Origin of the sequence: Streptomyces olivochromogenes, from assembly GCF_001514115.1 — a bacterium.
Classification (GTDB): domain Bacteria; phylum Actinomycetota; class Actinomycetes; order Streptomycetales; family Streptomycetaceae; genus Streptomyces; species Streptomyces olivochromogenes.
This window is the reverse complement of the sequence record NZ_KQ948458.1, coordinates 325,720-352,134: the sequence shown is the minus strand read 5'-3', so window position 1 is coordinate 352,134 and position 26,415 is coordinate 325,720. Positions and strand designations below refer to the sequence as shown.

Annotated in this window: 24 protein-coding genes; 11 read left to right on the top strand and 13 right to left on the bottom strand. The window is 71.9% G+C overall.

Annotation, left to right across the window (positions count from 1 at the left end):
• Window positions 1-20: 20 nt before the first annotated feature.
• Window positions 21-641 carry a helix-turn-helix domain-containing protein gene (locus AQJ27_RS23595; protein ID WP_067372139.1) on the top strand — a complete coding sequence of 207 codons (621 nt, stop codon included), beginning with the start codon at window positions 21-23 and terminating at the stop codon, window positions 639-641.
• 62 nt (window positions 642-703) lie between these two features.
• Complete coding sequence (locus tag AQJ27_RS23590; protein WP_159064384.1) at window positions 704-916, top strand: hypothetical protein; 213 nt, start codon at window positions 704-706, stop codon at window positions 914-916.
• 286 nt (window positions 917-1,202) lie between these two features.
• On the opposite strand, the gene AQJ27_RS23585 is transcribed toward AQJ27_RS23590, so the two are convergent.
• The 7 genes from AQJ27_RS23585 to AQJ27_RS23555 form a co-directional block, all read right to left on the bottom strand.
• Window positions 1,203-1,784, bottom strand: a complete 582-nt coding sequence (locus AQJ27_RS23585; protein ID WP_096240066.1) for a hypothetical protein — start codon at window positions 1,782-1,784, stop codon at window positions 1,203-1,205.
• A 134-nt stretch (window positions 1,785-1,918) separates the two neighbouring features.
• Window positions 1,919-3,394 (bottom strand): aldehyde dehydrogenase family protein, encoded by a 1,476-nt coding sequence (locus AQJ27_RS23580; RefSeq protein WP_067372130.1) that lies wholly within the window; start codon window positions 3,392-3,394, stop codon window positions 1,919-1,921.
• The gene (locus AQJ27_RS23575) at window positions 3,391-5,121 is read right to left on the bottom strand and encodes an N-acyl-D-amino-acid deacylase family protein (protein ID WP_067372126.1); all 1,731 of its coding nucleotides are present in this window, start codon (window positions 5,119-5,121) and stop codon (window positions 3,391-3,393) included. Before AQJ27_RS23575 ends, AQJ27_RS23580 begins: the two co-directional genes overlap by 4 nt.
• A gap of 13 nt (window positions 5,122-5,134) precedes the next feature.
• Window positions 5,135-6,253: an LLM class flavin-dependent oxidoreductase gene (locus AQJ27_RS23570; RefSeq protein WP_079065185.1), complete on the bottom strand. Its 1,119-nt coding sequence runs from the start codon at window positions 6,251-6,253 to the stop codon at window positions 5,135-5,137.
• Window positions 6,254-6,352: 99 nt separating this feature from the next.
• Window positions 6,353-7,129 carry an SDR family NAD(P)-dependent oxidoreductase gene (locus AQJ27_RS23565; RefSeq protein ID WP_067372119.1) on the bottom strand — a complete coding sequence of 259 codons (777 nt, stop codon included), beginning with the start codon at window positions 7,127-7,129 and terminating at the stop codon, window positions 6,353-6,355.
• Between the two features lie 116 nt (window positions 7,130-7,245).
• Window positions 7,246-8,151 carry a TIGR03619 family F420-dependent LLM class oxidoreductase gene (locus AQJ27_RS23560; protein ID WP_067372497.1) on the bottom strand — a complete coding sequence of 302 codons (906 nt, stop codon included), beginning with the start codon at window positions 8,149-8,151 and terminating at the stop codon, window positions 7,246-7,248.
• Between the two features lie 38 nt (window positions 8,152-8,189).
• Window positions 8,190-9,461, bottom strand: a complete 1,272-nt coding sequence (locus AQJ27_RS23555; protein WP_067372116.1) for an amidohydrolase family protein — start codon at window positions 9,459-9,461, stop codon at window positions 8,190-8,192.
• A 385-nt stretch (window positions 9,462-9,846) separates the two neighbouring features.
• Here AQJ27_RS23555 and afsR point away from each other — a divergent pair, with 385 nt between their 5' ends.
• The 4 genes from afsR (at window position 9,847) to AQJ27_RS23535 (ending at window position 13,983) form a co-directional block, all read left to right on the top strand.
• Complete coding sequence (afsR, locus tag AQJ27_RS23550; protein WP_067372113.1) at window positions 9,847-12,804, top strand: SARP-family global regulator AfsR; 2,958 nt, start codon at window positions 9,847-9,849, stop codon at window positions 12,802-12,804.
• A 216-nt stretch (window positions 12,805-13,020) separates the two neighbouring features.
• On the top strand, window positions 13,021-13,200 hold the full coding sequence (locus AQJ27_RS23545; protein ID WP_054234399.1) for a hypothetical protein: 180 nt from the start codon (window positions 13,021-13,023) through the stop codon (window positions 13,198-13,200).
• A 161-nt stretch (window positions 13,201-13,361) separates the two neighbouring features.
• Complete coding sequence (locus AQJ27_RS23540) at window positions 13,362-13,721, top strand: hypothetical protein (protein ID WP_067372110.1); 360 nt, start codon at window positions 13,362-13,364, stop codon at window positions 13,719-13,721.
• Window positions 13,714-13,983 (top strand): hypothetical protein, encoded by a 270-nt coding sequence (locus tag AQJ27_RS23535; RefSeq protein ID WP_067372107.1) that lies wholly within the window; start codon window positions 13,714-13,716, stop codon window positions 13,981-13,983. Before AQJ27_RS23540 ends, AQJ27_RS23535 begins: the two co-directional genes overlap by 8 nt.
• Window positions 13,984-13,987: 4 nt before the next feature.
• On the opposite strand, the gene AQJ27_RS23530 is transcribed toward AQJ27_RS23535, so the two are convergent.
• A complete protein-coding gene (locus AQJ27_RS23530; protein WP_067372104.1) occupies window positions 13,988-15,610 on the bottom strand; it encodes a FadD3 family acyl-CoA ligase in 1,623 nt (540 codons plus the stop codon).
• Between the two features lie 102 nt (window positions 15,611-15,712).
• On the opposite strand from AQJ27_RS23530, the gene AQJ27_RS23525 reads away from it, so the two are divergent.
• The 3 genes from AQJ27_RS23525 to AQJ27_RS23515 are packed head-to-tail and all read left to right on the top strand — an operon-like array spanning window position 15,713 to window position 18,081.
• Window positions 15,713-16,861: a lipid-transfer protein gene (locus tag AQJ27_RS23525; RefSeq protein ID WP_067372101.1), complete on the top strand. Its 1,149-nt coding sequence runs from the start codon at window positions 15,713-15,715 to the stop codon at window positions 16,859-16,861.
• Between the two features lie 9 nt (window positions 16,862-16,870).
• The gene (locus AQJ27_RS23520; protein WP_067372099.1) at window positions 16,871-17,302 is read left to right on the top strand and encodes a Zn-ribbon domain-containing OB-fold protein; all 432 of its coding nucleotides are present in this window, start codon (window positions 16,871-16,873) and stop codon (window positions 17,300-17,302) included.
• On the top strand, window positions 17,278-18,081 hold the full coding sequence (locus tag AQJ27_RS23515; RefSeq protein ID WP_079065184.1) for an enoyl-CoA hydratase/isomerase family protein: 804 nt from the start codon (window positions 17,278-17,280) through the stop codon (window positions 18,079-18,081). The genes AQJ27_RS23520 and AQJ27_RS23515 overlap by 25 nt, the downstream gene beginning before the upstream one ends.
• Before the next feature lie 155 nt (window positions 18,082-18,236).
• On the opposite strand, the gene AQJ27_RS23510 is transcribed toward AQJ27_RS23515, so the two are convergent.
• Together AQJ27_RS23510 and kbpA are read right to left on the bottom strand one after the other, a co-directional pair.
• Window positions 18,237-20,561: a serine/threonine-protein kinase gene (locus AQJ27_RS23510; protein ID WP_067372093.1), complete on the bottom strand. Its 2,325-nt coding sequence runs from the start codon at window positions 20,559-20,561 to the stop codon at window positions 18,237-18,239.
• Between the two features lie 160 nt (window positions 20,562-20,721).
• Window positions 20,722-21,474: an AfsK-binding protein KbpA gene (gene kbpA / locus AQJ27_RS23505; protein ID WP_067372090.1), complete on the bottom strand. Its 753-nt coding sequence runs from the start codon at window positions 21,472-21,474 to the stop codon at window positions 20,722-20,724.
• A 166-nt stretch (window positions 21,475-21,640) separates the two neighbouring features.
• On the opposite strand from kbpA, the gene AQJ27_RS23500 reads away from it, so the two are divergent.
• Window positions 21,641-22,276 carry a TetR family transcriptional regulator gene (locus AQJ27_RS23500; RefSeq protein ID WP_054234406.1) on the top strand — a complete coding sequence of 212 codons (636 nt, stop codon included), beginning with the start codon at window positions 21,641-21,643 and terminating at the stop codon, window positions 22,274-22,276.
• Window positions 22,277-22,332: 56 nt separating this feature from the next.
• Here AQJ27_RS23500 and AQJ27_RS23495 read toward each other — a convergent pair whose 3' ends face one another.
• On the bottom strand, window positions 22,333-22,854 hold the full coding sequence (locus tag AQJ27_RS23495; protein ID WP_067372082.1) for a nitroreductase family deazaflavin-dependent oxidoreductase: 522 nt from the start codon (window positions 22,852-22,854) through the stop codon (window positions 22,333-22,335).
• Window positions 22,854-24,044: an acyl-CoA dehydrogenase family protein gene (locus AQJ27_RS23490; protein ID WP_067372079.1), complete on the bottom strand. Its 1,191-nt coding sequence runs from the start codon at window positions 24,042-24,044 to the stop codon at window positions 22,854-22,856. Before AQJ27_RS23490 ends, AQJ27_RS23495 begins: the two co-directional genes overlap by 1 nt.
• A 114-nt stretch (window positions 24,045-24,158) precedes the next feature.
• Here AQJ27_RS23490 and AQJ27_RS23485 point away from each other — a divergent pair, with 114 nt between their 5' ends.
• Window positions 24,159-25,325, top strand: a complete 1,167-nt coding sequence (locus AQJ27_RS23485; RefSeq protein ID WP_067372076.1) for a thiolase C-terminal domain-containing protein — start codon at window positions 24,159-24,161, stop codon at window positions 25,323-25,325.
• 64 nt (window positions 25,326-25,389) lie between these two features.
• On the opposite strand, the gene AQJ27_RS23480 is transcribed toward AQJ27_RS23485, so the two are convergent.
• The gene (locus AQJ27_RS23480) at window positions 25,390-26,364 is read right to left on the bottom strand and encodes an AraC family transcriptional regulator ligand-binding domain-containing protein (RefSeq protein WP_079065183.1); all 975 of its coding nucleotides are present in this window, start codon (window positions 26,362-26,364) and stop codon (window positions 25,390-25,392) included.
• Window positions 26,365-26,415 lie beyond the last annotated feature (51 nt).

The following is a 26,415-nucleotide window of genomic DNA, read 5'->3' as shown; positions in this document are numbered from 1 at the left end:
CCTGGGTATATAACCGAGCTATGGCAGTCGAAGAGGACACGCGTCGAACCCCCGAGCCCCCGACCGGGCCCCTGACCGAGGCGCAGGCCGAGCGGATGTTCGCCGACATGAACGACGTCATCCGCGCGGGCGAGGAGATGCGCCGGCTGCGCGCCGAGATGATCAGGCTCTTCGCCGACCTCGGCTGGACCCAGGACAGGATCGCCCGCCTCACCGGCATGAGTCAGCCCGCCGTGTCGAAGCAGGTCACCAAGCACAAGGGGGACGACCCGTCGCCCCCGCCGCGCCTCTCCCTCGACCAGCACGACGCCCCCTGGCTCGAGGGACGCCTCTGGGGCCTCGCCGAGGAGATCTCCGAGACCCTCCACGACACCGCCCACTGCACGCGTTACGTCAACGCCGTCGCCCGGGGCCGGAAACACTTCACGCCTCAGAACGTCGACGAGCTCCGACGCCTGGTCGAAGCGGACCTGCGGCTGCACCGGACCGCCCTGCCCGACGGCCACCGGCACGCCTACGACGAGATCAGCCGCGCCCTCGACACCGCCGCCCCCTCGGCGCCCACCCCCGCCGAATCCCCCTCCGCCCGCCGCACCCTGGCCCGCCAGATCCAGCGCGCCGGCCTCAGGGAGGACGCCTGAGCCGACGCTCGCTCACCCGCCGCACCGGGGCCGGTGTTCCTGCAGCCGCCATACTCAACACCATGAACCTGCCCGGGGATATGGACGCATTCGTGAAGGCCGAGGGGAACGTCTCCTCGTACACCGCCCGGATCCTGCGACGGCAGAACTTCGCCGAGGAATGGGAGAAGTCCGCGCGGATGCGGGCCGAGGCCGGAATCGTGACCACAGCCTCGGAACCCGCCGAGAGCGAGGACGCCACCCTGGAGCGCTGGGCGCGGGTCGCGGGCAGGTGAAGCACGCCCACGTCTACGAGCTGTCGTTCGCCGGAAGTCCCGCGTACGCCCTGGTGATGTCGACATCCCGGTCGACGTCCCTTCCTCGGGCACCGTCGTGCTCGGCGAGTTCCGGACCCGGTCGGCCCTCGCTTCACCAAAGAGCTGGGCCCTGTCGACGAACGGGTCATGGGGGCCGTCGAGATCGGCCTCCGGGCCGTGTTCGACCTGTAGACCCCGGCCGGTCGTAGCCGAGGAAGAGCTTGGAAGCCGGCCTCGGGGTGATCGAGCCGAGGTCGGACAGGCCCTAGGTCCCCGTGGTCGCCCGAGCGCGGTCGCGGGCCCACGCGCCCGCGCCCACCAGCACGGCGGCCCCAGCTCCGTACACGGGCAGCCACAGGGTCGTCGTGGCTGCCAGGCAGTCGGCAACGGCCTTGCCGCTCTGGGTCACTTGTGCGTACGCCAGGGCGGCGCCGTCGCTGTCGGCCAGGTTCGCCAGCGCGGCCCTCGACCGGATGGCCTCGTACCTGCCCGTCCCCTCGCACCCGCTCCGCGTGCCCGACATCGGAAACAGCCAGGCCCAGCGCTGCATCATGGGGGCCAGTGCGAGCGCCACGCACAGGCCGACGACCAGCGAATACGCGACCAGGCCGCGCATGTACGCCGATCGGATGCCGGGCGTCCATGCCGGTCGTCGCTGGAAGGCGAAGATCACGGCAAGAAGCGTCACCCCGATGTACGTGGAGAACCACTGCCAGGAACCCTGCGCGAGTGCGAACGTCAGCACGGCGGCGAGTCCGATGCCGATGACCCCGGCCTGGCCGGCCGAGTCGTATCCGGCTGCGGTGGATGCCGGCTTGCGGGTTCCTTGCGGGCTGGGGTCGTTCACGGGCCTCTCCTGCGGGGCGGGAGCCATCAGCATCCGCCGCGTGCCGCCGCGACCCCCGGCGCCATGCCGGACGGTCACGACACCCCCGCTCGGATGACCCACCCTGCCGGTCCGGACAGGCCCAGGGCCTGCCCCTAGTTCCCCGACGGCCAGACGATCGCCTGCACCTCGCTGTACGCGTGCAGTGCGTACGACCCCACGTCCCGTCCCACCCCGCTCTTCTTGAAGCCGCCGAACGGTGCCTCCATGTTGCGGCCGACCGTGTTGACGCCCACCCCGCCCGCACGCAGCGCGCGGGCGACGCGGAAGGCGCGGGCGACGTCGCCCGACCAGACGTAGTCGATCAACCCGTAGTCGCTGTCGTTCGCGAGAGCGATGCCTTCCTCCTCGTCGTCGAAGGGGACGACCACGACGACGGGCCCGAAGATCTCCTCGCGGACCACCCGCATGTCGGGGGTGCAGTCCGCGAGGAGGGTCGGGGCGACGTAGAAGCCGCGGTCGTACGGGGGGCGCGTGCCGCCCGTGACGATCCGCGCGCCCTCCTTGCGGCCGAGTTCGACATAGGCCTCGACCCGGTCACGGTGGGCCGCCGAGATGACCGGCCCGACCACCGTCCCCGGCTCCCGTGGGTCCCCGACCGTCAACCTCCCCGCATACGCGGCCAGTTGCTCGACCAGGCGGCCGTAGATCCCCTTCTGCGCGATCACCCTCGTCGGCGCCGTACAGATCTGCCCGCTGTAGAAGGAGAACGTCGTGCCGATGCCGAGCGCCGCCGACTCCACGTCCGCGTCGTCGAAGACGACCGCCGCGCCCTTCCCGCCCAGCTCCATCAGCTGGCGTTTCATCCCGCGCCCGCACACCTCGGCGATGCGCTGCCCCACCGCCGTCGAGCCGGTGAAGCTGACCATGTCCACGTCCTCGCAGTCCACGGCCGCCTCGCCGACCTCCGCGCGCGAACCGCTCACCACGTTCACGACACCCGGCGGTACGCCCGCCGCCTCCAGGGCCTGAGCCATCCGGTACACGGAGAGCGGGTCCTGCGGGGCGGGTTTCACGACCACCGTGTTGCCCATGGCCAGGGCGGGGGCGATCTTGCCTGCCGGATTGGCCCACGGGTTGTTGTAGGAAGTGACGCAGGTGACGACACCGACCGGCTGGCGGACGGCGAGCGCGCCCATGACCGCCGCCTTCCCGAACGGCCCGGCCTCGTTGATCTGCGGCGGCAGCGGCTGCTCGACGGGCTCCACGCGCGCGTAGCGCCGGAAACGGGCCGCGCCCACCCCCACCTGCATCCCGCGCGCCGTACCGGTCGTGGCACCGCTCTCGGCCTGCGCGAGATCGGCGTAGGAGAGGAAGTTGCGCCGGATGATGTCCGCCGCCCGGCCGAGGAGCGCCGCGCGCTCCTCGGGGGGCGTCCGCGACCACGGTCCGAAGGCCTCGCGGGCCGCGGCGGCGGCCGCGTGCACCTGCCCCCGCGAGGCCTCCGGCGCCATCCCGACGACACCCTCCGTCGCCGGGTCGATCACCTCGTAGTACCCGTCGTCGGGCTCCACCCACGAGCCGCCGACGAACAGCCGCTGTTCGTCGCCCGCCCCCCGCACGTCGGTCACCTCGTACTCACCGTCCCGGTGTCCCGGCCGGAGCGCAGCACCTTCCCCGGTACGGCGCCCGTCACCACGTCCCCCCGGATCGACTCGACCCCGTTGACCCAGACCGCCGTGATGCCGATCGCCCTGGAGTCGAGCCGGGGGCTTTCTCCCGGCAGGTCGTGCACCAGGGTGGCCTTGCCGGCGTCGATGCGCTCCGGGTCGAACAGCACGAGGTCCGCATGGAAGCCCTCCGCGATCCGCCCGCGTTCCCTCAGTCCGAAGAGGCGCGCCGGGTCGTCCGTGAGCATCTTCACGGCCGCCTCCAGCGTGGTCAGCTTCCGCCCGCGCAGACAGTCCCCGAGGAACCGGGTCGTGTACGGGGCCCCGCACATGCGGTCGAGATGGGCGCCCGCGTCCGAGCCGCCGAGCATGACGTCCGGGTGCTGCCAGGTCTCGGCGCGCAGCGTCCAGGAGTCGGTGTCGTTGTCGGTGGGCATGGGCCACAGCACCGTTCGCAGGTCGTCGTGCGCGCAGATCTCGACCAGGCACTCGAAGGGCTCCTGGCGGCGCCGGGCCGCGATGTCCTTCACGACCTGCCCGGTGAGGCCGTCGTTCGCCGGGCTGTAGGTGTCCCCGATGACGTACCGGCCGAAGTTGGCGAGGCGGCGGAAGACGCCCGCCTCCTTGCTGTTCGCCCGGGCCAGCATCTCGGCGCGCACGGAGGGGTCCCTGAGGCGTGCGATGCGCTCCGGGACGGGCAGGGCGAGGATCGGGCCCCACCCGGGGATCAGGTTCAGCGCGCAGAACGTGCCCAGGGACATGTTCATGGGGGTGAGGATCGGCATGGTGAGGGCCACCACCCGGCCGCCCGCCTTCCGCGCCCGTTCGCTCGCGACCAGTTGCCTCGGTACGCGCTCGGGGACGGCGGCGTCGATGGTCAGCACGTTCCAGTTGAGCGGGCGGCCCGCAGCCGCGCTCATCTCGACGAAGAGGTCGATCTCGTCGTCGCTGAACTGGTCGAGGCAGCCGGCGACGATCGCCTCGATCTGGGTGCCCTCGTGCTCGCCGACGGCCCTGCTCAAAGCCAGCAGCTCCGCGGGCTTCGCGTGCCGGGAGGCGACCGGTTTCCCGTCGCCGTCGGAGTGGGTGGAGGACTGGGTGGTGGACAGGCCCCAGGCGCCGGCGTCCATCGCCTCGTGGAAGAGGGCGAGCATCTGCTCCAGCTGCTCCCCGGTCGGCTGCCCGCCCACCGCGTCCGCGCCCATGACGTACCGCCGCAGCGCGCAGTGCCCCACCATGAAGCCCGCGTTGACGGCGATCCGCCCCTCCAGGGCGTCGAGGTAGTCGCCGAAGCTGTGCCAGTTCCAGGGCGCCCCTTCCTCCAGGGCGACCAGCGACATCCCCTCGACCTTGGACATCATGCGGCGGGTGTAGTCGGCGTCCTCGGGCCGTGCCGGGTCCAGCGGGGCGAGGGTGAAGCCGCAGTTGCCGCCCGCGACCGTCGTCACCCCGTGGTTCAGGGACGGGGTGGCGTAGGGGTCCCAGAAGAGCTGGGCGTCGTAGTGCGTGTGCGGGTCGACGAATCCGGGGGCGAGGACGAGACCGGAGGCGTCCTCGCTGGTGCGGGACGCCTCCGTGACCGTGCCGATCGCGGCGATACGGCCGTCGCGGACGGCGACGTCGGCGGTGTAGCCGGGCGCGCCCGTGCCGTCCACGACGGTCGCGCCCTTGATGACGTGGTCGAGCATGGCCGCACCCTCCTCAGACCGCTTGGCGGAAACGGGTCGTCCGGTGCACCGGATCCGTGTCGATCTTCGGGATCACGTGCTCCCCGATCAGCCGGATCGTCTGCAGGGTCTCCTCCTTCGGGACCCCGACCGGCAGCCCGAAGGAGAGCTGGTCGGCGCCCGCCTGCTCCCAGCGCTTGCACTGGGTGAGCACCTCGTCCGGGTCGCCGCAGATCAACAGCTCCTCCTCGATGAGGAGTTCGACGAACTCGGCGTTGTACTCGGGGAGCGTCTCCGGCCAGACGGGGAAGCCCTCGGGGCGCGGGAAGGTGTCGTGGTAGCGGAAGACGAGGGAGGGCAGGTAGTGCAGCTCGCCGGCGACCGCGATCCGTATCGCCTCCTCGTGCGTCGGCGCGCAGATGGCGGTGGTCGTCACCATCACGTTGTCGTTGACGAAGGCCCCGACGGGCTCGGCGTCCACGATGGCGGTCTTGTACTGCTGGAGCACCCACTCCATGTCGGAGACCTTCTGCACGCTGAAGCCGAGCACGCCCAGGCCCTTGCGGGCGGCCATGGCGTACGAGGGCGGCGACCCGGCGGCGTACCACATCGCGGGGTGCGCCTTCCCGTACGGCTTGGGAAGCACCTTGCGGGGCGGGAGCTGCCAGTGCTTGCCCTGGAACCCGACGTACTCCTCCTGGAGCCACATCTTCGGGAACTCGGCGATGGTCTCTTCCCAGATCTCCTTGGTGTAGTTCATGTCGGTGATGCCGGGGAGGAAGCCGAGGATCTCGTGGCTGCCCGCGCCGCGCCCGCTGCCGAACTCGAAGCGGTTCTCGCTGAGGTGGTCGAGCATGGCGACCTTCTCGGCGACCTTCACCGGATGGTTGACCTGGGCGAGCGGGTTGAAGATGCCCGAGCCGAGGTGGATGCGGTCCGTGGCGTGGGCGAGATAGCCGAGGTAGACGTCGTTCGCCGAGAGGTGCGAGTACTCCTCCAGGAAGTGGTGCTCGGACGCCCAGGCGTACTTGAAGCCGGACTTGTCCGCCTGGATGACGTACTCGGTCTCCTCCATCAGCGCCTTGTGCTCCGCGAGCGGGTCGGTCTCGGCGCGCTTGCCCACGTATCCCTGTACAAAGAGCCCGAATTCCAAGGAGGTTCACCGTCCCCAGTATGTTTCTGACTATCCGTCAGATTGACTTGCCGCCGACTGTTGCACCACGGGCCTGCACCGTCAATAGCTGACTGGCCGTCAGATCACGCTGACCCCCGCCAGCCACCCCCCGTCGATCACGAACGGCTGCCCGGTGATGTACGAGGAGTCCTCGGAGGTCAGGAACAGGGCGAGCCGGGCGACCTCCTCGGGCCTGCCCACCCGCCCGAGCGGTACGAGCTTGCTGTACAGCTCGTCCAGGGCCCTGGACATCTCCTCGGGATCGGCCGTCGGGTCGAGCTGAGCCGGGTTCGACATGGGGGTGTCGACGGCACCAGGACAGATGGCGTTGACCCGTATCCTCTGGTGCGCCAGCTCCAGGGCGGCGACCCGGGTGAGGCCGAGGATGGCGTGCTTGGTCGCCGTGTACGTGCCCACGGCCGCCATCCCGGTCATCGCGGTGTACGAGGCGGTGTTGACGATCGTGCCCCCGCCGGCCGCGGCGATCTCCCCCGCGACGGTCTTGATGCCGAGGAAGCAGCCGACCTGGTTGACCTGCACGACCTGGAGGAACTCGTCCAACGGGGTGTCGACGAGGGCGTTGAAGCGCAGGATGCCCGCGTTGTTGACCAGCCCGTCGATGCGCCCGTACGCGCCCTTCACGGCGGCGACGGCGGCCCCCCAGTCGTCCTCCCGGCCCACGTCGAGGTGGACATAGAGCGCGTCCAGCTCCTTGGCCACGTCCTCGCCCCGGTCGTCGAGCACGTCGGCGACGACGACCCTGGCACCCTCCGCGGCGAACAGCCGCGCCTCCTGCTCGCCCTGCCCGCGCGCCGCCCCGGTGACGATGACGACGCGTCCGTCCAGCTTGCCCATGCCCTGACTCCCTGGTTGAGGTGAGGTGCGGTCTGATTGAGGTGAGGTGCGATCCGGTTGAGGTCGGGTGCGGTCTGGTTGAGGTGAGGTGCGATCTGGTTGATTTGGGATGCGGTCTAGTTGAGGTGGGGCGCGACGTCGGCGCCGAACGCCGATATCTGGTCGACGAGCTCACTCAGCCCCCGCGCCCGGAACCGCACCTGGATCTGGTGCACCCCCATCGCCCGGTACGCCCGCAACGACTCGGCGACCGCCTCCGGGGACCCGGTCACGGTGCGCCGCCCGACATGCCAGTCCGGCGTGCCGACGTACAGGGGCTCGGTGATGGCCCCCACGACGAGAGGCGCGGAGATCCCCGCCTCCTCCCTGATCCGGTACAGGAGGGCGATCTGCTCCGGCAGCCGCTCGCGCGGATCCCCCTGCGGCAGCCAGCCGTCACCCCGCAGCGCGGCCCGGCGCACGGCGGCGGGCGAGGAGCCGCCCACCCACACGGGCACGCGCTCCTGCGCGGGCCGGGGCCGCTGCCCGAGCCCTTCGAAGTCGTACAGCTTCCCGTGGTGCACGGGGAACTCGTCCGCTCCGAGGGCGGCGCGCAGGGCGTCGATGGACTCGTCGAGCACCGCCCCCCGCCGCGCGAAGTCGGCGCCCACCGCCGCGAACTCCTCCTCCACGTGCCCGGCGCCCACCCCGAGGATCAGCCGCCCACCGGAGAGGTGGTCGAGGGTCGCGTACTGCTTGGCCGTGACCAGCGGATGTCGCAGCCCGACGACCGCGACATGACTGAGCAGCCGTACGCGCTCGGTCACGCCCGCGAGGTAGGCGAGGGTGGCGACGGGGTCGTACCAGATCGTGCTCATGGCGCCCGCGAGACGGCGCGGGACGGCCACGTGGTCGCAGCTCGCCACGTAGGCGAAGCCTGCGCGGTCGGCGGCGCGGGCGACGGCGACGAGCTCGCCGGGACCGGCCTCCGCCTCCCAGGGTTCGGCGTAGAGGGTGCTCTGGGACTGGATCGGGAGCTGCATCCCGTAGAGCAGGGGCGCGGGGTTCGACGGGGACTGGTTCAACGGGGGCCTCCAGGTCCGGGCCACAGCCCGTCCTTCGTCAGCCCCAGCAGCTCGATGGCGTTGCCCCGGACGATCCGTTCCACCACGTCCGCGTCCAGGTGCCCCATCTGGGCCTCGCCGACCTCGCGGGACTTGGGCCAGGTGGAGTCGGAGTGGGGGTAGTCGGTCTCGTAGAGGACGTTCGGGACCCCGATGTCGTCGAGGTTCCGCAGGCCGAACGCGTCGTCGAAGAAGCAGCCGTAGACGTGGCCGGCGAAGAGTTCGGACGGCGGGCGGTGGACCTTGTCGGCGACGCCGCCCCAGCCGCGGTTCTCCTCCCAGACCACGTCGGCGCGCTCCAGGATGTAGGGGATCCAGCCGATCTGGCCCTCCGCGTACATGACCTTGAGGTTCGGGAAGCGTTCGAACTTGCCGCTCATCAGCCAGTCGACCATCGAGAAGCAGCAGTTGGCGAAGGTGATCGTGGAGCCGACGGCGGGCGGCGCGTCGGCCGAGGTCGAGGGCATCTTGCTGCTGGAGCCGATGTGCATGGCGATGACCGTGCCGGTCTCGTCGCAGGCGGCGAGGAAGGGGTCCCAGTCGTCGGTGTGGACGGAGGGCAGCCCGAGGTGGGGCGGGATCTCGGAGAAGGCGACCGCGCGGACGCCACGGGCGGCGTTGCGGCGCACCTCCGCGGCGGCGAGTTCCGGGTCCCAGAGGGGTACGAGGGTGAGCGGGACGAGCCGGCCGTGGGCCGCCGGGCCGCACCACTCCTCCACCATCCAGTCGTTGTAGGCCTTCACTCCGAGCAGCCCCAGCTCACGGTCCTTGGCCTCGGTGAAGGTCTGGCCGCAGAAGCGCGGGAAGGTCGGGAAACAGAGCGCGGACTGGACGTGGTTGACGTCCATGTCGGCGAGACGCTGGGGGACGTCGTACGAGCCGGGGCGCATCTGCTCGTACGTGATGATCTCCAGCCGTATCTCGTCCCTGTCGTAGCCGACGGCGGTGTCGAGGCGGGTGAGGGGCCGGTGCAGGTCCTCGTAGACCCACCAGTCGCCGATGGGTCCGTCGTCGCCGGGCCCGCCCATCACCGGGGCGAACCTGCCGCCGAGGAAGGTCATCTCCTTCAGCGGCGCGCGGACGATACGGGGTCCGGTGTCCCGGTACTTCGCGGGGAGGCGGTCGCGCCAGACGCCGGGTGGCTCCACGGTGTGGTCGTCCACGGAGATGATCTTCGGGAACGGGTTCGTGGACGCCTGGGCGGCCTCAGTGGTCCTCGTGGTCTCCATACGGCTCACGGTAGCGCCGATCTGACGACCCGTCAGCTATCCCCGTCAGCTATCCGTAAGCCACCCATCGGCTGCCCGCCGCCCGCCAATCGCCCCTCCGCCGCCAACTCATCGGCCGCCCTCCGCCAACTAACAGGCCACCCACCCCCAACTCATCGCCTGCCCGTCGCCGACATCGGCCGCCCGCCCCGCCGCCGTACACCCCCGCACGCCTCCGGAATGGGCGACTCTGTGCGGAGATGTGCGCAGAGGTTGTGAGAGCCCTGTGATTCCCCGTGCCTGTACGGTGTGCGCGCCTGTGATCGCCGTCTCGCACGGCTGACGCATCCGCCATGAACAAGGCAAACTGGCCTCGTAGTACTGACGGTTCGGCAGGGGGACGGCGATGGACGGTGTACCGCGAGTGCCGGAGCAGCGACGTGCCGGGGAATCGGCGGCGTTGCGCTTCAGCGTGCTCGGCCCGGTGCGCGCCTGGCGCGGCGAGGATTCCTTGCCCACGGGGTCCCCGCAGCAACGCGCCCTGCTGGCCGCGCTGTTGCTGCGGGAGGGCCGGACGGCCACGTCCGGCGAGCTGATCGACGCCCTGTGGGGCGAGGAGTCCCCGCCCCAGGCGCTGGCCGCCGTGCGGACGTACGCCTCCCGGCTCCGCAAGGCCCTGGACCCCGGCGTCCTGATCAGTGAGTCCGGCGGCTACGCGATCCGGCTGGCCGCGACCGACAGTTCCCTCGACCTCGCCGAGGCCAAGGAACTCGCCTCCGACGCCGAGAAGGCCAAGCACTCCGGCGACCTGTGCTCCGCCCGCGACCTGCTGAACCGGGCGCTGGGCCTGTGGGACGGGGAGCCGCTGGCGAGCGTTCCCGGGCCCTACGCGGAGACCCAGCGGGCCCGCCTCGACGAGTGGCGCCTCCAACTCCTCGAATCCCGCCTCGACATGGACCTGGAACAGGGCTGCCACGCGGAGGCGGTCTCCGAACTCACCGCCCTGACCGCGGCGCACCCCCTGCGCGAGCGGCTGCGCGAACTGCTGATGCTCGCCCTGTACCGCAGCGGGCGGCAGGCCGAGGCGCTCGCCGTGTACGCCGACACGCGCCGCCTCCTCGCCGACGAGCTCGGCGTGGACCCGCGCCCGGGCCTGAAGGAGCTCCAGCAGCGGATCCTCCAGGCCGACCCGGGCCTCGCGGAACCCTCGGCCCCGGCGGCCGAGCCCGCCGCGGCGCCGGTCCGGCCGGCCCAGCTTCCCGCCACTGTCACGGACTTCACGGGCCGCGCCTCCTTCGTCCAGGAACTGAGCGACGTCCTGGCCTCCGCCTCCTCCGCCGAGGGCGAGGGCCAGGTCATGGCCGTCTCGGCGCTCGCGGGCATCGGCGGCGTCGGCAAGACGACCCTCGCCGTGCACGTGGCCCACCAGGCGCGCGCGGCGTTCCCCGACGGGCAGCTGTACGTCGACCTGCAGGGCGCGGGCCAGCGGGCGGCGGAGCCGGAGACGGTCCTCGGCGCGTTCCTGCGTGCCCTGGGCACGGCGGACTCCTCCATCCCCGACTCCCTGGAGGAGCGCTCGGCGCTCTACCGTTCGGTCCTGGACGGCCGCCGGGTCCTGGTCCTCCTGGACAACGCCCGCGACGCGGCCCAGGTCCGCCCGCTCCTGCCCGGCACGGAGGGCTGCGCGGCCCTCGTCACGTCCCGGGTGCGGATGGTGGACCTGGCGGGCGCCCACCTGGTCGACCTCGACGTGATGTCCCCGGAGGAGGCCCTCCAGCTCTTCACGAAGATCGTCGGCGAGGAGCGGGTGGCGTCGGAGCGCGAGGCGGCCCTCGATGTCGTCGCGGCCTGCGGCTTCCTCCCTCTCGCCATCCGCATCGCGGCCTCCCGGCTGGCCGCCCGCCGCACCTGGACCGTCTCGGTCCTGGCGGCGAAGCTCGGCGACGAGCGGCGCCGCCTCGACGAGCTCCAGGCCGGCGACCTCGCGGTCAAGGCCACCTTCGAACTCGGTTACGGCCAGCTGGAGCCGGCCCAGGCCCGCGCCTTCCGCCTGCTGGGCCTGGCCGACGGCCCCGACATCTCGCTGGCCGCCGCGGCCGCCGTCCTCGACCTCCCGATCGACGACACCGAGGACCTCCTCGAATCCCTCGTCGACACCTCCCTCCTGGAATCCGCCGCCCCCGGCCGCTACCGCTACCACGACCTCGTACGCCTCTACGCCCGCGCCTGCGCGGAACGCGACGAACAGCCCCCGAGCGAACGCGACGCGGCGATGTCACGCCTCCTGGACTTCTACTTGGCCACGGCCGCCGGGGTGTACGCGATCGAACGGCCCGGGGATCGGTTGGTGGACCATCTGGAGCCTACGGTGCACCCGGGGCTGTCGTTCGAGGACCGCCACCGGGCGCAGGACTGGCTGTACTCGGAGGCGATCTCCCTGCTCGCCTGCGTCCGCCAGTCCACCAAGGAGGGATTCCTCCGCCGCACCGTCGACGCGCTGTGGGCCTCCGTGGATCTGGCGGAGTCCGGTACGAACTCCAAGACGTACGAGGGGGTCGCCGCCGCTCTGCGGGAAGCGGCCCAGGAGGCCGGGGACTCGCACGCGGAAGCACGGGCCCTGGTCACCCTGGCCTACGTCCACCACATCACCGGACGCTTCGACCCCGCCCGCGAGGCAGCCGCGCAGGCCCTCGAACTGGCCGCCGAGACGGATCACCTGACGAGTTGCTGGGCCTCCAACACCCTCGGCGTGATCGCGCTCTACCAGAACCAGTACGACGCCGGCGAAGCGCACCTCACCCGGGCGATCGAGAGCTTCCGGGCCTGCCACGACCGTCCCGGCGAGGCGAGCGCACTGTGCAACCTCTCCCGTATCCACCTCGCCGCCGGGCGTACCAGCAGTGCCGTGTCCCTGGCCCAGCAGGGCACCGACATGTACGACGACATGGGCCATGCCCTGAAGGGCGCCAACGGGCGCTACGCGCTCGGCCTGGCACTCACCCAGAGCGGCCGCCTTCCCGAGGCCACCGCACGCCTGAGCGAGGCGCTCACGGTCTTCCGCAACAGCCGCCAGCGCCTCTGGGAGGGCATGTCCCTGTTCCGCCTCGCGGAGGCCGACCTCGCGGCCCAGCGCCCGGCTCAGGCGGCGGCGAACGCCGAGATGGCCCTGACGGTCCTGCGTGGCATCGGTGGCGAGTGGCGCAGGGGAAACGTCCTCATCGTGCTCGGCCAGGCCCTGAACGGGATCGGCCACTCCGGCCGGGCTCAGGTCTGCTGGCGCGAATCCCTCGACATCTTCGAGACGTTGGGGGCACCCGAGGCCGCCACGGTCAGGGCGCTCCTCAACCCGCTCGCCGTCGCATAGGACTCCGCGGCAGGGCTCAAGCCTGGACGTTCATCGTTCGTTTATCGCCGCCCGGCACTCTCAACGAGTCGATCCGTCGCGTCGGGGGGCAGACGGGGCGACCTGAGGCCGTAGCACTAGGGTAGCGGCCCCGAGATGCCCGCCCGGCGGCCCACGGGGGAGTTGCCGGGCGGGCCGCTCCATCCATTGCACCGAGACTGTCAGGGGGACAGCCACATGAGCGACACCAACAGCACCGACAACATCCACGCCACGGGCGAGCCGGTCGGCGAAGCCACCACGGACAACATCCACGCCACCAGCGAGCCCCTCACCACCAAGAACCTGATCACCAAGGACGACGGCACCGGCGACGCGACTCCGGACAACATCCACGCGACGGACGAGCCTGTCTAAGTCCCACCGGGGGGGCGGACTTACACCACACGGGGATCGGCCGCGGCGGCGCGGAGGGGGAGCCGCCGCGGCCGACGTGTGTCCGCGTTCATCCGAACACCCTACGTAACCGAGGGTCACTGGCGTACCGTGGGCGTGGCACGGTCCACGGAAGGATCAGGATGACCGCACAGCACATCGAACCCGGCGGACCCCTCGTTCCCCGGCCCGAGCGGACACCCGCAGCCCTTCGCGTCGCTCTGGCACAGGTGGCCCCCCACCGGCTCGCCGACATGGAACGGCAGAAGGACGAGGCCATCGCGCTGGCCGCGCAGACGGGCAGCCTCGGCCCCATCACGCAGTTCCTGGAGACATGGGCCGTGGCGATCGAGATCGCCAGGACTCCGGCGTCGGCGGCACGGCTGCGCGCCGCCGAGTACACCGCGCAAAGCGTCGACCGGGGCGATGCCGCCTGGCGCGACGCCATGGACGAACTGCACGCCGTCCACGCCTGGGCCCAGGAGTCGCTCGCTCGTGAGTGACTGGCGCTGGGAGTACGACCCCGACGAAACCCACGTCATCGGTGGCGAAACACCGGCCCCACCAGCCTTCGTCGCCGAGGTGGAGAACCGGGCCGACGAGATCGTACGAGCCGCCGAGGCGCTGCACCTCGACGGAACGAGGTACGAGGGCGCGGGCGAAGGGATGCAGAGTGCCTTCGTGCCTGGCGGGATGTTCCTCTACCTGACCGTCGCTCGGCACGAGTGCGTCTACGTACTCCAGGTCACCCCCTGGCCCGCCTGAATCCCTACTCGATCCGTCCCCGCAGCTCCCCCTTCACCACCTTCCCGCTCGCGTTCCGCGGCAGCTCCCGTACGAATTCCACCGCCCGCGGGACCTTGTAGTTCGCCATCTCGCGGCGGGACCAGGCGATGAGGTCGTCGGAGGTGAGGACGGATCCCGGGCGGCGGACGACGTAGGCCTTGCCGACCTCGCCCAGGCGGTCGTCCGGTACGCCGATGACCGCCACGTCCGCGATGTCCGGGTGGAGGCCGAGGAGTTGTTCTATCTCGGCGGGGTAGGCGTTGAAGCCGCCGACGATGAACATGTCCTTGATGCGGTCGGTGATGCGAAGGTTGCCCGCCGGGTCCAGGACGCCCACGTCGCCGGTGCGCAGCCAGCCGTCGGGGGTCAGGACGCGGGCGGTCTCCACGGCGTCCTCGAAGTAGCCCCGCATCACGTTGAAGCCGCGGACCAGCACCTCACCCGGGTTACCCGCGGGCGCTTCCACTCGTACCTCCACGCCCGGGATGGCCCGGCCCGAGGTCGACGCGATCACCGACGACGGGTCGCCCCGGCGGCACATCGTCACGAATCCGCTGGCCTCCGAGAGGCCGTACGCCGTCAGGACCGTCTCCACGCCCAGTTCGGTGCGCAGGCGTTCCACCAGGCGGAGGGGGACCACGGCCGCTCCCGTGACCACCAGACGCAGCGTCGACAGGTCGTACGACGCCCGCGCCGGGTGGTCCAGGAGGGACTGGTGGAGGGTCGGCGGGCCCGGCAGGACCGTGACCTGCTCGGACGCGATGTTCGCCAGCACCGTGTCCACGTCGAACACCGGCTGCGGGATCATCGTCGCGCCCCGCATCAGACAGGCGAGCACCCCGGCCTTGTAGCCGAAGGTGTGGAAGAAGGGGTTCACGATCAGGTAGCGGTCCTCCCGGCGCAGACCGGCCAGCTCGCACCACACCTCGTACGCCCGCAGGCTCTGCTCGTGCGTGATCACGGCGCCCTTGGGCCGGCCCGTCGTGCCCGAGGTGAAGACGATGTCCGACGGCGCCGATCCCGGCACGGCCGCCGCCCGTTCCCGTACCTCCGCCGCCCCGACGCCCTCCCCGTCCGCCAGGAAGTCCTTCCAGGTGCGGAAGTCGGCGGGGGCGTCGTCCGCCAGTACCACCACCTGTTCGAGGTGCGGGAGTCCGGGGAGGGGGCCGTTCCCGGCGCCCTCCCCCGTCTCCGTCCTCTCTCCCGTCTCCGTCCTCTCCCCCGCCGCCCGTCGCAGCGACGCCACGTACGACGTCCCCAGGAACGTTCCCGTCACGAACAGCAGCCGCGCGCGGCTCCGGGACAGCACGTACGCCGCCTCGGCGCCCTTGAAGCGGGTGTTGAGCGGGACGAGCACCGCGCCCGCCGACACCGCGCCGAGGGCGGAGACGATCCAGTCCAGGGTGTTCGGCGCCCAGATGGCGACGCGGTCGCCGAGCCGTACGCCGTTCGCGAGGCAGGCGGCCGCCGCACGTTCGACGCGGGCGCCCAGCTCGGCGTAGGAGATCCGCGTACGGCCCTCGACGACGGCCTCGCGGTCCGCGAAGCGTGTCGCCGCCGACCGCATCAGCCCCGGGATGCTGCCCCATTCCAGGTCTCCGCGCATCTCACGCCTCCCGTAGCCACGAACCCACTAGCTGACTACCCGTCAGATTAGCTGTAGCCTGACGGCCTGTCAGCAGTCGGGCCCTTCCGTGGAGGTGCACCCATGCCGGGGATCAAGGACGCCACCGCCGTCGTCGGCATCGGTCAGACCCCCTTCGCCAAGCAACTCCCCGAGTCCGAGAAGACCTTGGCCTGTCGCGCGATCCTCGCCGCCCTCGACGACGCCGGAATCGCGCCCTCCGAGGTCGACGGGCTCGCCTCCTACACCATGGAGGAGACCGACGAGGTGGAGGTCGCGAAGGCGGTCGGCCTCGGCGATCTCACCTTCTTCAGCAAGGTGGGCTACGGGGGCGGCGGCTCCTGCGCCACCGTCGCGCACCTCGCCGCCGCCGTCGCCACCGGGCAGGCGACGGTGGGCGTGGCCTGGCGGTCGCGGAAGCGGGGCAGCGGGCCGAGGCCGTGGAAGAACACCACCGTCCAACTCCCCACGCCCGCCCAGTGGACCCGCCCCTTCGGGCTGCTCAGACCGGCCGACGAGATAGGCATGCTGGCCCGCCGCTACATGCACGAGTACGGCGCCACCCGCGACCACCTCTTCAACGTCGCCCTCGCCTGCCGCAACCGCGCCAACCAGAACCCCGCCGCGATGATGTACGAGCGCCCGCTGACCCGCGAGATGTACATGACCTCCCGCTGGATCAGCGAACCCCTCTGCCTCTTCGACAACTGCCTGGAGACGGACGGCGCGTTGGCGTGCGTGATCGTGTCCGCGGAGCGCGCCCGGGACTGCCGGCAGCGCCCCGTGTACGTCCACTCCGCCGCCCAGGGTCTGCCCGCCCAGCACCACGGCATGGTCAACTACTGGAACGACGACCCGCTCACAGGCCCCGCCTGGACCGCCGCCCGGCACCTGTGGAAACACGCCGACTTCACCCCGGACGACGTCGACGTGGCCCAGATCTACGACGCCTTCACCCCTCTCGTCCCGCTCTCCCTGGAGGGCTACGGCTTCTGCGGACGCGGCGAGGGCGCGGCCTACACGGAGGGCGGCGCCCTGGAGATCGGGGGCCGGCTGCCCCTCAACACCGGCGGGGGCGGACTCAGCGAGGCGTACGTCCACGGCTTCAACCTCATCAACGAGGGCGTGAAGCAGTTGCGGGGCACGAGCACCGCCCAGGTCCCCGGCGCCGCCACCTGCCTGGTCACGGCGGGGGAGGGCGTCCCCACCTCCGCGATCCTGCTGAGGAACTGAGGAGCCGAGATGACCGAGCCCCTTCTCACCCCCGTCCTCGACGACGACGGCGCGCCCTTCTGGGGGTACGCCGCCCAGGGCGAGCTACGGATCCAGGCGTGCGCCGACTGCGGCGAACTGCGCTTCCCGCCCCGCCCCTGCTGTCCCCACTGCCGGTCCTTCGGCAGCGAGTGGCGGCGGATGAGCGGACTGGGCCGCGTCTGGTCGTACGTCGTCCCGCACCCGCCGCTGCTCCCGGCGTACGCGGCCCTGGCCCCGTACAACGCGATCGTCGTCGAACTCACCGAGGCCCCGCACATCCGCCTGGTCGGCAACCTGGTCACGGCGCCGGGCGCCCCGCTCGACTCCTTCCCCCCGGACCGGATCCGGATCGGAGCGCGGGTACGGGTGGTGTTCGGCGGGGAGGGGCTGCCGCAGTGGGTTCTGGACGGCCGGTCGTGAACGGCGGCGCGCTGCGGATCGCGGCCGACAAGGACACGGGCGTCGCGGTCCTCACCCTGGACCGCCCGGAGAAACTGAACGCCATCGACGAGGCCCTGGCCTGCGAACTCTTCGCCGCCTGGCGGGCGTTCCGCTTCGACGACTCGGTACGGGCCGTCGTCCTCACGGGCGCGGGCGAACGGGCCTTCTCCACGGGCCTCGACCGCAGCACCGAAACCCCCCAGCCCACCTCCCCCTACATGGTGGACGACCCGCTCCTGCGCATCGGCCCGAAGGCCAACGACCTGTGGAAACCGGTCGTCGCGGCCGTGCGGGGGATGGCGTGCGGAGGGGCCTTCTACCTCCTCGGGGAGGCGGAGTTCGTCGTCGCCGACGAGACGGCCACCTTCTTCGACCCGCACACGACGTACGGCATGGTCAGCGCGTACGAATCCGTGTACGCGGCGCACCGGATGCCGTACGGGGAGGCGGCGCGGATGGCACTCATGGGGAACGCCGAACGGATGTCCGCGCGGCGGGCGTACGACATCGGTTGGGTGTCCGAACTCACGCCGCCCGGCGGTGCGTTGGAGGCCGCCGTCCGCTGCGCCACGGTGATCGCCGCCTACCCCTCCGAGGGGGTGCAGGGCACCGTACGCGCCCTGTGGGCAGCGCACGAGGCGGCCCGCGCCCACGCCTTCGCCCAGGCGCCGCACCTCATCTCCCTGGGCAACCTGCCCCCGGCCCGACAGACGGATTTGTTCTCCGCGCGACAACCGAACGGGTTCCGGGTGCGGTGATTCGGCTGCGGGACGGTGGGGGCTTGGCGCGCAGTTCCCCGCGCCCCTAAAAGCACCTGATGCGGGGGCCGGGGCGCAGCCCCGCCCCTCAGGGGCGCGGGGAACTGCGCGACCAGCCCCCACTCGGCCGCAGTCGAATCACCGCACCCCGGGGGCTACGTCGTGCGGGCCGTGCCCGTCCCCTTCTCCGCGTCCAGCGCGTACACGCACCGGTCCTTGCTGCACGCGTACACCACCCCGTCCTTGACCACCGGCGCACCGGTGATCTCCCCACCCGTCGCCAGCTTCCAGCGGAGCCGGCCGTCGTCCGCCTTCAGGGTGTAGAGGAGATGGTCCGTCGAGCCGAAGTGGATGCGGCCCTCGGCGACCGCGGGCGCGCCCACGAGGTCGCCCCCGGCCTGGAAGCGCCACTTCGGGGTGCCGGTGACGGCGTCGAGGGTGTACAGCCCCTTGCCGCTGCCGACGTGGACGTGGCCGGCCGCGACCAGGACGGGATCGATCGAGGAGCGGGCCTCGGTCGCGATGCGCCAGCGGTCGCGCCCGTCCGTCGCGTCGAGGGCGTAGACCGTGCCGAGGTAGTCGGCGAGGTAGACGCCGCCTCCCGTGACCGCGGGGCCCGGCACGAAGGTCGGCGGGGAGAGGAAGACCGCGGGGGCCTCGAAGTGCCAGCGGACGTGCCCGCCGGCGACGTCGACGGCGAGGACGCGGGTGCCCGCGGAGACGTAGACGTAGCCGTCGGGGGCGGACGTGATCCGTACGGGTACGCCCCCGCACGACGCCGCGTCGCCGATCGGGTACGACCACCGCTCCTCACCCGTACGGGCCTCCAGGGCACGCAGCCGGGCGTCCTTCCAGACGTACACCGTGCCGTCGTGGACGGCAGGCCCGGCCTCCGGGGACTCGAAGTCGGTCTGGGCGCCGTTGATCTCCCAGAGTTTCTGGCCGTTGGAGGCTTCCCAGGCCTGGACGCCGCCCCCGCGCGTACCGGTGATGACGGTCCCGCGGTCGGCCTTCAGGGAGTACACCCAGGCGTCCGTGGACAGACGCCACAGGTCCGCGCCCTCCCGCGCGTTCAGGGCGAAGAGGGTGGGGCCGTCGGAGGCGTGGATGCGGCCGTCCGCGACCGCCATGGACCAGGCCACGTCCCGCGTCTTGAAGCGGCGGCGGCCGGTCGCGACGTCCAGGGCGTGGACTTCGAAGGAGGTGACGTAGACGAGGTCGCCCGCGACGGAGGGCGTACCCCAGACGTCGTTCGACATGCGGAAGCGCCAGGGTCGCCAGCCGGACGGGGAGTCCGGGGCGGGCGGCGGAGCGACCGCAGGCGCGGGGTCGGCGCCGTTGACGCCGACGCGCGGGCGGGACCAGGAGGCGGCGAGTCCCGCCTCCGGAGGAGGTGCCTTCACGGCGGCGGCACGGGCGTCGGCGACGCGCGGCCCGGGACCGATGGGCACCTGGCCGCCCGCGAGCCGCACGGGACCGGTGTCGGGCGCTCCGACGGGCACGGGAGCGTGCGAGGGCGGCGGGGGCAGGGCGGGGCGTCCGCCACCGCTGCGACCGCCGGAGGACGGGGGCTTCAGCGCCGGACGGCCCCCGCGGCGTGACTCGATCAGACCCACCGCCCGCTCGGGCAGCCACGCCGACGCCGTACCGCTGTCGTCGGAGCCGGAGCCGAAGAGGTGGGGTGCCAACTGGGCCTGGAGGTCGGCGGGGTTGGGGCGGCCGGTCGCCTCCATCTGCATACAGGACTCGATGAGAGGGCGCAGCTCGTCCGGGAGGCCCTCCAGGTCGGGGCCTTCCCGCAGCAGCATGAAGACCGTCTCGACGGGGTTGGCGCCGTGGAAGGGCGCGTGTCCGGTGGCGGCGAACACCAGCATCGAGCCGAGCGAGAAGACATCGCTCGCGCCCGTCACGCTGCGCGAGTCCTTCGCCTGTTCGGGGGACATGTAGGCCGGGGTGCCGACGGCGACGTTCGTCATCGTCAAACGGGTGTTCGAGACACCGGAGGCGATACCGAAGTCGATGACCCGCGGCCCGTCCTCCACCACCAGCACGTTCGAGGGCTTCAGGTCGCGGTGGACGAGCCCGGCGCCGTGGATCGACTGCAGCGCCTCCGCGACGCCCGCCGCCAGCCAGCGCACCGCCTGGGCCGGCATCGGCCCGCACTCGTTCACTATTTCCTCGAGGGAGGGCGCCGGCACGTACGCGGTGGCCAGCCACGGCACGGCCGCGCGCGGGTCGGCGTCGACCACGGCCGCCGTGTAGAAGCCGGAGACCGCTCGCGCGGCCTCCACCTCACGAGTGAAGCGGACCCGGAACAGCTGGTCCTCGGCGAGCTCGGTCCTGACCGTCTTGATCGCCACGCGCCGGCCCGAAGCCGAGCGCGCGAGATAGACCAGCCCCATGCCACCGGCACCCAGCCGTCCCAGCACCTCGAACGGCCCGATCCGCCGCGGATCGTGCTGTGTCAGCTGATCCACCACTTGCCTGCCACCTCCCCGTACGAGCCACGTCATCCACGTATGAACGCAGCCCCGTGCAGCGTCTCACCACCGCACCGCCATGGCGGCACGCACCCCGATTCTTCCTGTCCGGGCCACAGGTTGCGAACCCGGGGGCGGAACGGGGTGTCTCGGGACATAATCACCGGCCCCGTACCTGGAGTACGGCGAACGACGCCCCTTGATTGTCCGTGACGACGGCCGCCCTTCCGTACGAGGTGCCGAAAGGGGGCGCCTGCACACGTCCGCCGAGCCGGTTCACCGTACCGAGAACCGCGTCGACGTCCTCCACTCCGAAGTGGACGAGGAAGTGCGGCGGCATCTCGGCCGGGAAGACACCGGAGACCGGGGCGCGGCCGAAGTCGGGCGAGGCGTCGGGGCCGAACAGGGCTTCGTGGAACAGGGTGCCGTAGAAACGGTCGACGGTTTCCGGGTCCCGCGCGTACAGCTCGGCCCAGCAGAAGGAGCCCGGCTCGTGCCGCTTGCCGAAACCGGGGTGGGTGCCCGCCTGCCACAGGCCGAAGACCCCGCCCTCGGGGTCGGTCGCGAGGGCGGTCGTGCCGTAGGGGCCCAGTTGGGTGGGCGCGGTGATCACCTGCCCGCCCGCCGCCTGGATCCGGGCCGCGAGCGCGGCGGCGTCCGGAGTCGCGAAGGACACCGTCCAGACGGTCGGCATCCGCCCGTCCCGCTTGGGTGTGAGGGCGGCGACGGGCTCCCCGTGATGGCGCGCCCACACGCCCTCCGCCTGCGGCCCGAACCCCTCCCCGAAGGTCCAGCCGAACAGCTCACCGTAGAAACGCCTGCCCGCCTCCACATCGGGAAGCTGCGCGTCGACCCAGCAGGGGACGCCCTCCGGGTAGGCGTGCGTTGCGTCGGACGCCCGGGATACGGCCATGCGGCCAAGTTAACGGCCTTTCATCCACTCCGCGCGACGGCCCGGACACTCCCAGACGTCTCCCAGGGCCCCCACTCGCCGCCCGCTCTCCCCCACGCACCCCATTTGCAGTCGGCCGAATCGCGCTCCGATCACCCCTCGGTAAGCTGACGGCATGACAGGACAAGTGCGTACCGTCGACGGCCGCGTGGCCGGACGGCGAGGGCAGGCGACCAGGCAGAAACTGCTCGACTGCCTCAGTGAAATGCTCAGCTCGTCGCCGTACCGGGACGTCAAAGTCATCGATGTCGCCCGGAAGGCGGGCACGTCGCCGGCGACTTTCTACCAGTACTTTCCGGACGTCGAAGGCGCCGTCCTGGAGATCGCCGAGCAAATGGCCGCGGAGGGCGCCGGGTTGACCCAGCTCCTCGAGGGGCGCTCCTGGGTCGGCAAGGCCGGCTGGGCGACCGCGCAGGAACTCGTTGACGGTTTCCTGGAGTTCTGGCGGAAGAACGAGGCGATTCTGCGCGTCGTCGACCTGGGCGCCGCCGAGGGCGACAAACGCTTCTACAAGATCCGCATGAAGATCCTGAACTCGGTGAACAACTCCCTCGCGGACTCCGTCTCCGAGCTCCAGTCCAAGGGCAAGGTCGACAAGGACGTGAACCCCGCGGCGATCGCCGGTTCGCTCGTCGCGATGCTCGCCGCGGTGGCCTCGCACCAGAAGGGCTTCCAGACCTGGGGCGTCAAACAGGCCGAACTGAAGCCGAACCTGGCGCTGTTGGTACACCTCGGGGTGACCGGGAAGAAGCCGACCAAGTAGCGCGACCGTATCTCTTGGGGTCCTTTCGGCCCACATCCTGTCATGCGGGCGGCAGTTCACTTCGTGGACTGCCGCCCGCTGCGCTGTGCGCCGCGGCGCACGACGCGAAACAGCCTGATCTCCCGATCGATCCGCGCCTGGTACGTGGCATACGGCGGCCAGAACGCCAGCACCGCCTTCCAGGCCGCGTCCCGCTCCTCCCCCTCCAGCAGACGGGCCCTCACGGGGATGTCCTCGCCCTGCCAGCTGATGACGGCGTCCGGATGGGCGAGAAGGTTGGCGGTCCAGGCCGGATGATCGGGGCGCCCGAAGTTGGACCCGACGAGAATCCAGCTGCCCTCCCCCTCCGGCATACAGGCCAGGGGCGTACGCCGCTCCAGCCCGCTTCGGGCGCCCCGCACGGTCAGCACGATCCCCGGCAGCAGCTGCGCGCTGAGCAGCACCTTGCCGCGGGTCAGCCGGTGCACCGCGCGGTCCATGGCAGGGATGAGGTGCGGGGCGATCCGGGCGAAGGCCCGCGTCGAGGAGACCTTCTGCACACTCCGTACGACGGCCCGCGACCGGATTCCGGGCGCCATCAGACCGCCACCTCCGCCCCGTCGAAGAGCCGCGCCGCGTCGGCGGCGTACGCCCGTAGCCGGTGCACGGGCCCGAAGAGCAGTTCGTCGCCGGCCGCGCGCTTGAAGTACAGCTGGGCCTCGTGCTCCCAGGTGAAGCCGATGCCACCGTGCAGCTGGATCGCCTCGGCGGCGGCCGTGCTCAGCGCCTCCAGGCCCTGGGCGAGCGCGAGCCCGCCGACCCGCTCACCCCCGGCCCCTGCGGCCCAGGCGGCGTAATACGCGGCGGACCGCGCCGCCTGCACCCGCACGTACACGTCCGCGAGCCGGTGCTTCACCGCCTGGAAGGACCCGATCGCCCGCCCGAACTGCTCCCGCTGTCGCACGTAGGCGACGGTCCGCTCCAGCGCCCGGTCCGCGGCCCCCACGGCTTCGACGGCGAGCACGGCGGCGGCTGTGTCCCCGACGGAGGCGAGCGCGCCGAGCACGTCGCCGTCCTCCTCGCCGAGCAACTCGGCCCGGACCTGACGCAGTTGCACCCGACCCTGGGCCCGCGTCTCGTCCAACGACGTCTGCCGCATCCGTACGAGCCCCTGGGCGCCCTCCGTCACCAGGAAGATCCGCGTCCGGGCCCGGGCGAACCCCCCGGTGTGCGCGGCGACCAGCAGGAGCCCGGCGCTGTGCCCGTCGAGGACGCGTTCCACCTCCCCGTAGAGGCGCCAGCCGCCCTCCTCGCCCGGCCGGGCCTGTACGCCCCCGGCCCGGCCGCCGCCCGCCCAGTCCCCGCCGTTGTCGCCGACCAGGCCGAGCGCGGTGGGGAGCCCGGCGCCCGGTACCGCGAGGGCGGCGGTCAGCTCACCGGCCGCGATCCTGGGCAGCAGTCCGGCGCGCTGGGCGTCGGTGCCGAGGGCGAGGATCAGCGGGGCCGCGAGGGCGGCCGTGGCGAGCAGCGGCGAGGGCGCGAGGACCCGCCCCGACTCCTCGCAGGCGAGGGCGAGGTCGGCGAACGAGCAGCCGACCCCGCCGTACGCCGTGGGCAGGGCGAGCCCCGGCAGCCCGAGCTGCTGTGCGAGGGTCTCCCAGAGCCCGGCGTCGTGTCCGGCCCCGGTGCGCACGGCCGACCGCACCTCCTCCGGACCGCAGCGCTTGAGCAGGAGCTCCCGCAGGGTGCGGCGGATCTCGTCCTGTTCAGCGGTGAAACGGGCGTCCATGGCCAGGCCCCTTCTCCCGATCTGACGGTCCGTCACATTAGCGCCGTGCGGTACGGATGCCCAGAGCCACGACGGCCTCCCGCACGCCACCACATCTGATGTACCGTCAGATTCATGACTCCGGGGAAGCGCAAGGTCGCCGTCGTGGGTGTCTCCCTCTCGGACTGCGGTCGCGTGGACGACGCGACGCCCTATGCCCTGCACGCCCAGGCCGCCAGGCGCGCGCTGGCGGACGCGGGGATGGACCGCTCACTGGTCGACGGGTTCGCGTCGGCGGGCCTCGGCACGCTGCCGCCGGTCGAGGTGGCCGAGTACCTGGGCCTGCGCCCCACCTGGGTCGACTCCACCGCCGTCGGCGGCTCCACCTGGGAGGTCATGGCGGCGCACGCGGCGGACGCGATCGCGGCGGGTCACGCCGAGGCCGTCCTCCTCGTCTACGGCTCGACCGCCCGCGCCGACATCAAGGCGGGCCGCCGCACCGGCAATCTCTCCTTCGGCGCCCGGGGTCCTCTCCAGTTCGAGGTCCCCTACGGCCACACCCTCATCGCCAAGTACGCGATGGCCGCGCGCCGCCACATGCACGCGTACGGCACGACACTCGAACAGCTCGCCTCGGTGGCCGTCCAGGCGCGGGCGAACGCGGCGCTGAACCCGGACGCGATGTTCCGCGCCCCGATCACCACCGACGACGTCCTGTCCGGCCCGATGATCGCCGACCCCTTCACCAAGCTGCACTGCTGTCTGCGCTCCGACGGCGGCGCGGCGGTGCTGCTGGCGGCCGAGGAGTACGTACGGGACTGCCGTACGGCCCCGGTGTGGATCCTCGGCACCGGCGAGCACGTCTCGCACACGACGATGTCCGAGTGGCCGGACTTCACCGTCTCCCCCGCGGCGGTGAGCGGACGCCTCGCCTTCGAGCGGGCGGGGGTGCGGCCCGACGAGATCGACGTGGCCGAGCTCTACGACGCCTTCACGTACATGACCCTCGTGACCCTGGAGGACCTGGGCTTCTGCGCGAAGGGCGAGGGCGGTCAGTTCGTGGAGAAGGGGCGTCTGACGGTGGGTGGGGAGCTGCCGGTGAACACGGACGGCGGCGGGCTCTCGGCCCAGCATCCGGGAATGCGGGGCCTGTTCCTCCTCGTGGAGGCCGTACGTCAACTGCGCGGGGAGGCCGGGGACCGCCAGGTCAGGAAGACGGGCGGACGCCTTCCCGAACTGGCGGTGGCCTCCGGGACGGGCGGGTGGTTCTGCTCGTCGGGGACGGTGGTGCTGGGACGGTAGGGGCCGGTGGTGCTCCGACGGTCGGCCCCGTCGGCGCTGGGGCGGACAGGGGCCGGGCAGCGGTTCAGCGTGCGGCCCAGCGGCGTCTGGCCCGGCGCAGGGCGCGGGCGTCGGAGTAGCCGAGGAGACCGGCCCTGGCGCCGGAGGGCGCGGCCGGGTGCCGGTGGAGCCGCGCGAACTGCGCCTGCCGGGCGCGGTCGACCTCATGGCGCCAGGTGGTGCCCGCCTCGGCGAGCCGGCGCTGGAGAGTTCTGGGGCTCGTCGCCAGCCGTCGCGCGACGGAGGTGAGGGAGAGGGGGGCCTCCGCGAGCACCGCGGCGGCCAGCGCCTGCTGGACGCGGTCGGGCCAGCTGGTGGGGCGCGGCTGGATGCGCGGCAGGGAGGCCGCGTGGCGCTCCATGATGGCGGCGAGGGCGGGATCGGCGGTGCGCAGCGGCAGCTCCAGATCGGCGGCGCGCAGGGTCACGCTGTCGGTGTCGGCCCCGTACGTGATCCGGGTGGTGCCGAGGAAGTCGCTGAACGTGGTGGACCTGCGTGGTGCGCGCTGCCGCAGGCTGACCTCCATGGCTCCGATCGGCCGTCCGGTCGCCCAGCGGGAGCGGGAGATCAGGTCGGACATCCCGGTCTGGATGGCCAGCTCCCGCCCCCGGTCCTCGTCCTCGGCCAGCGAGAAGGTCACCCGTACGACTCTCTCCGTGGCGGCCACGACGGCGTACTGCCCCACGCCGGTGATCAGGTCCACATACCGCCCGCTCGCCGCGTAGCCCTCCCCGAGAGTCCGTGCGGTGGTGAACAGGTAGTCGTATACGCCGAGTTGGCCGGGCGTGAAGTCGGCGCCGACGCGCAGTCCGACGTCGGGCACATCGTGGTGGTGCTCGGCCAGTACCAGGGTCCGCAGGAAGCAGTCGTTGGCGACGGTGATGTCGTCACTGTCCATGGCCCACGCCGGGATCCCCGCTTCCCGGGCGAGGCGGCCGGCCTCGTACCCGGTTCCCGCCGTTCTCGCGAGCACCATCTTCGGCAGGGCAACGCTGTACAAAACAGGCACCTCACAACACCGCGGCGGTGACTGGCGTGTTCAGCCGCGTCG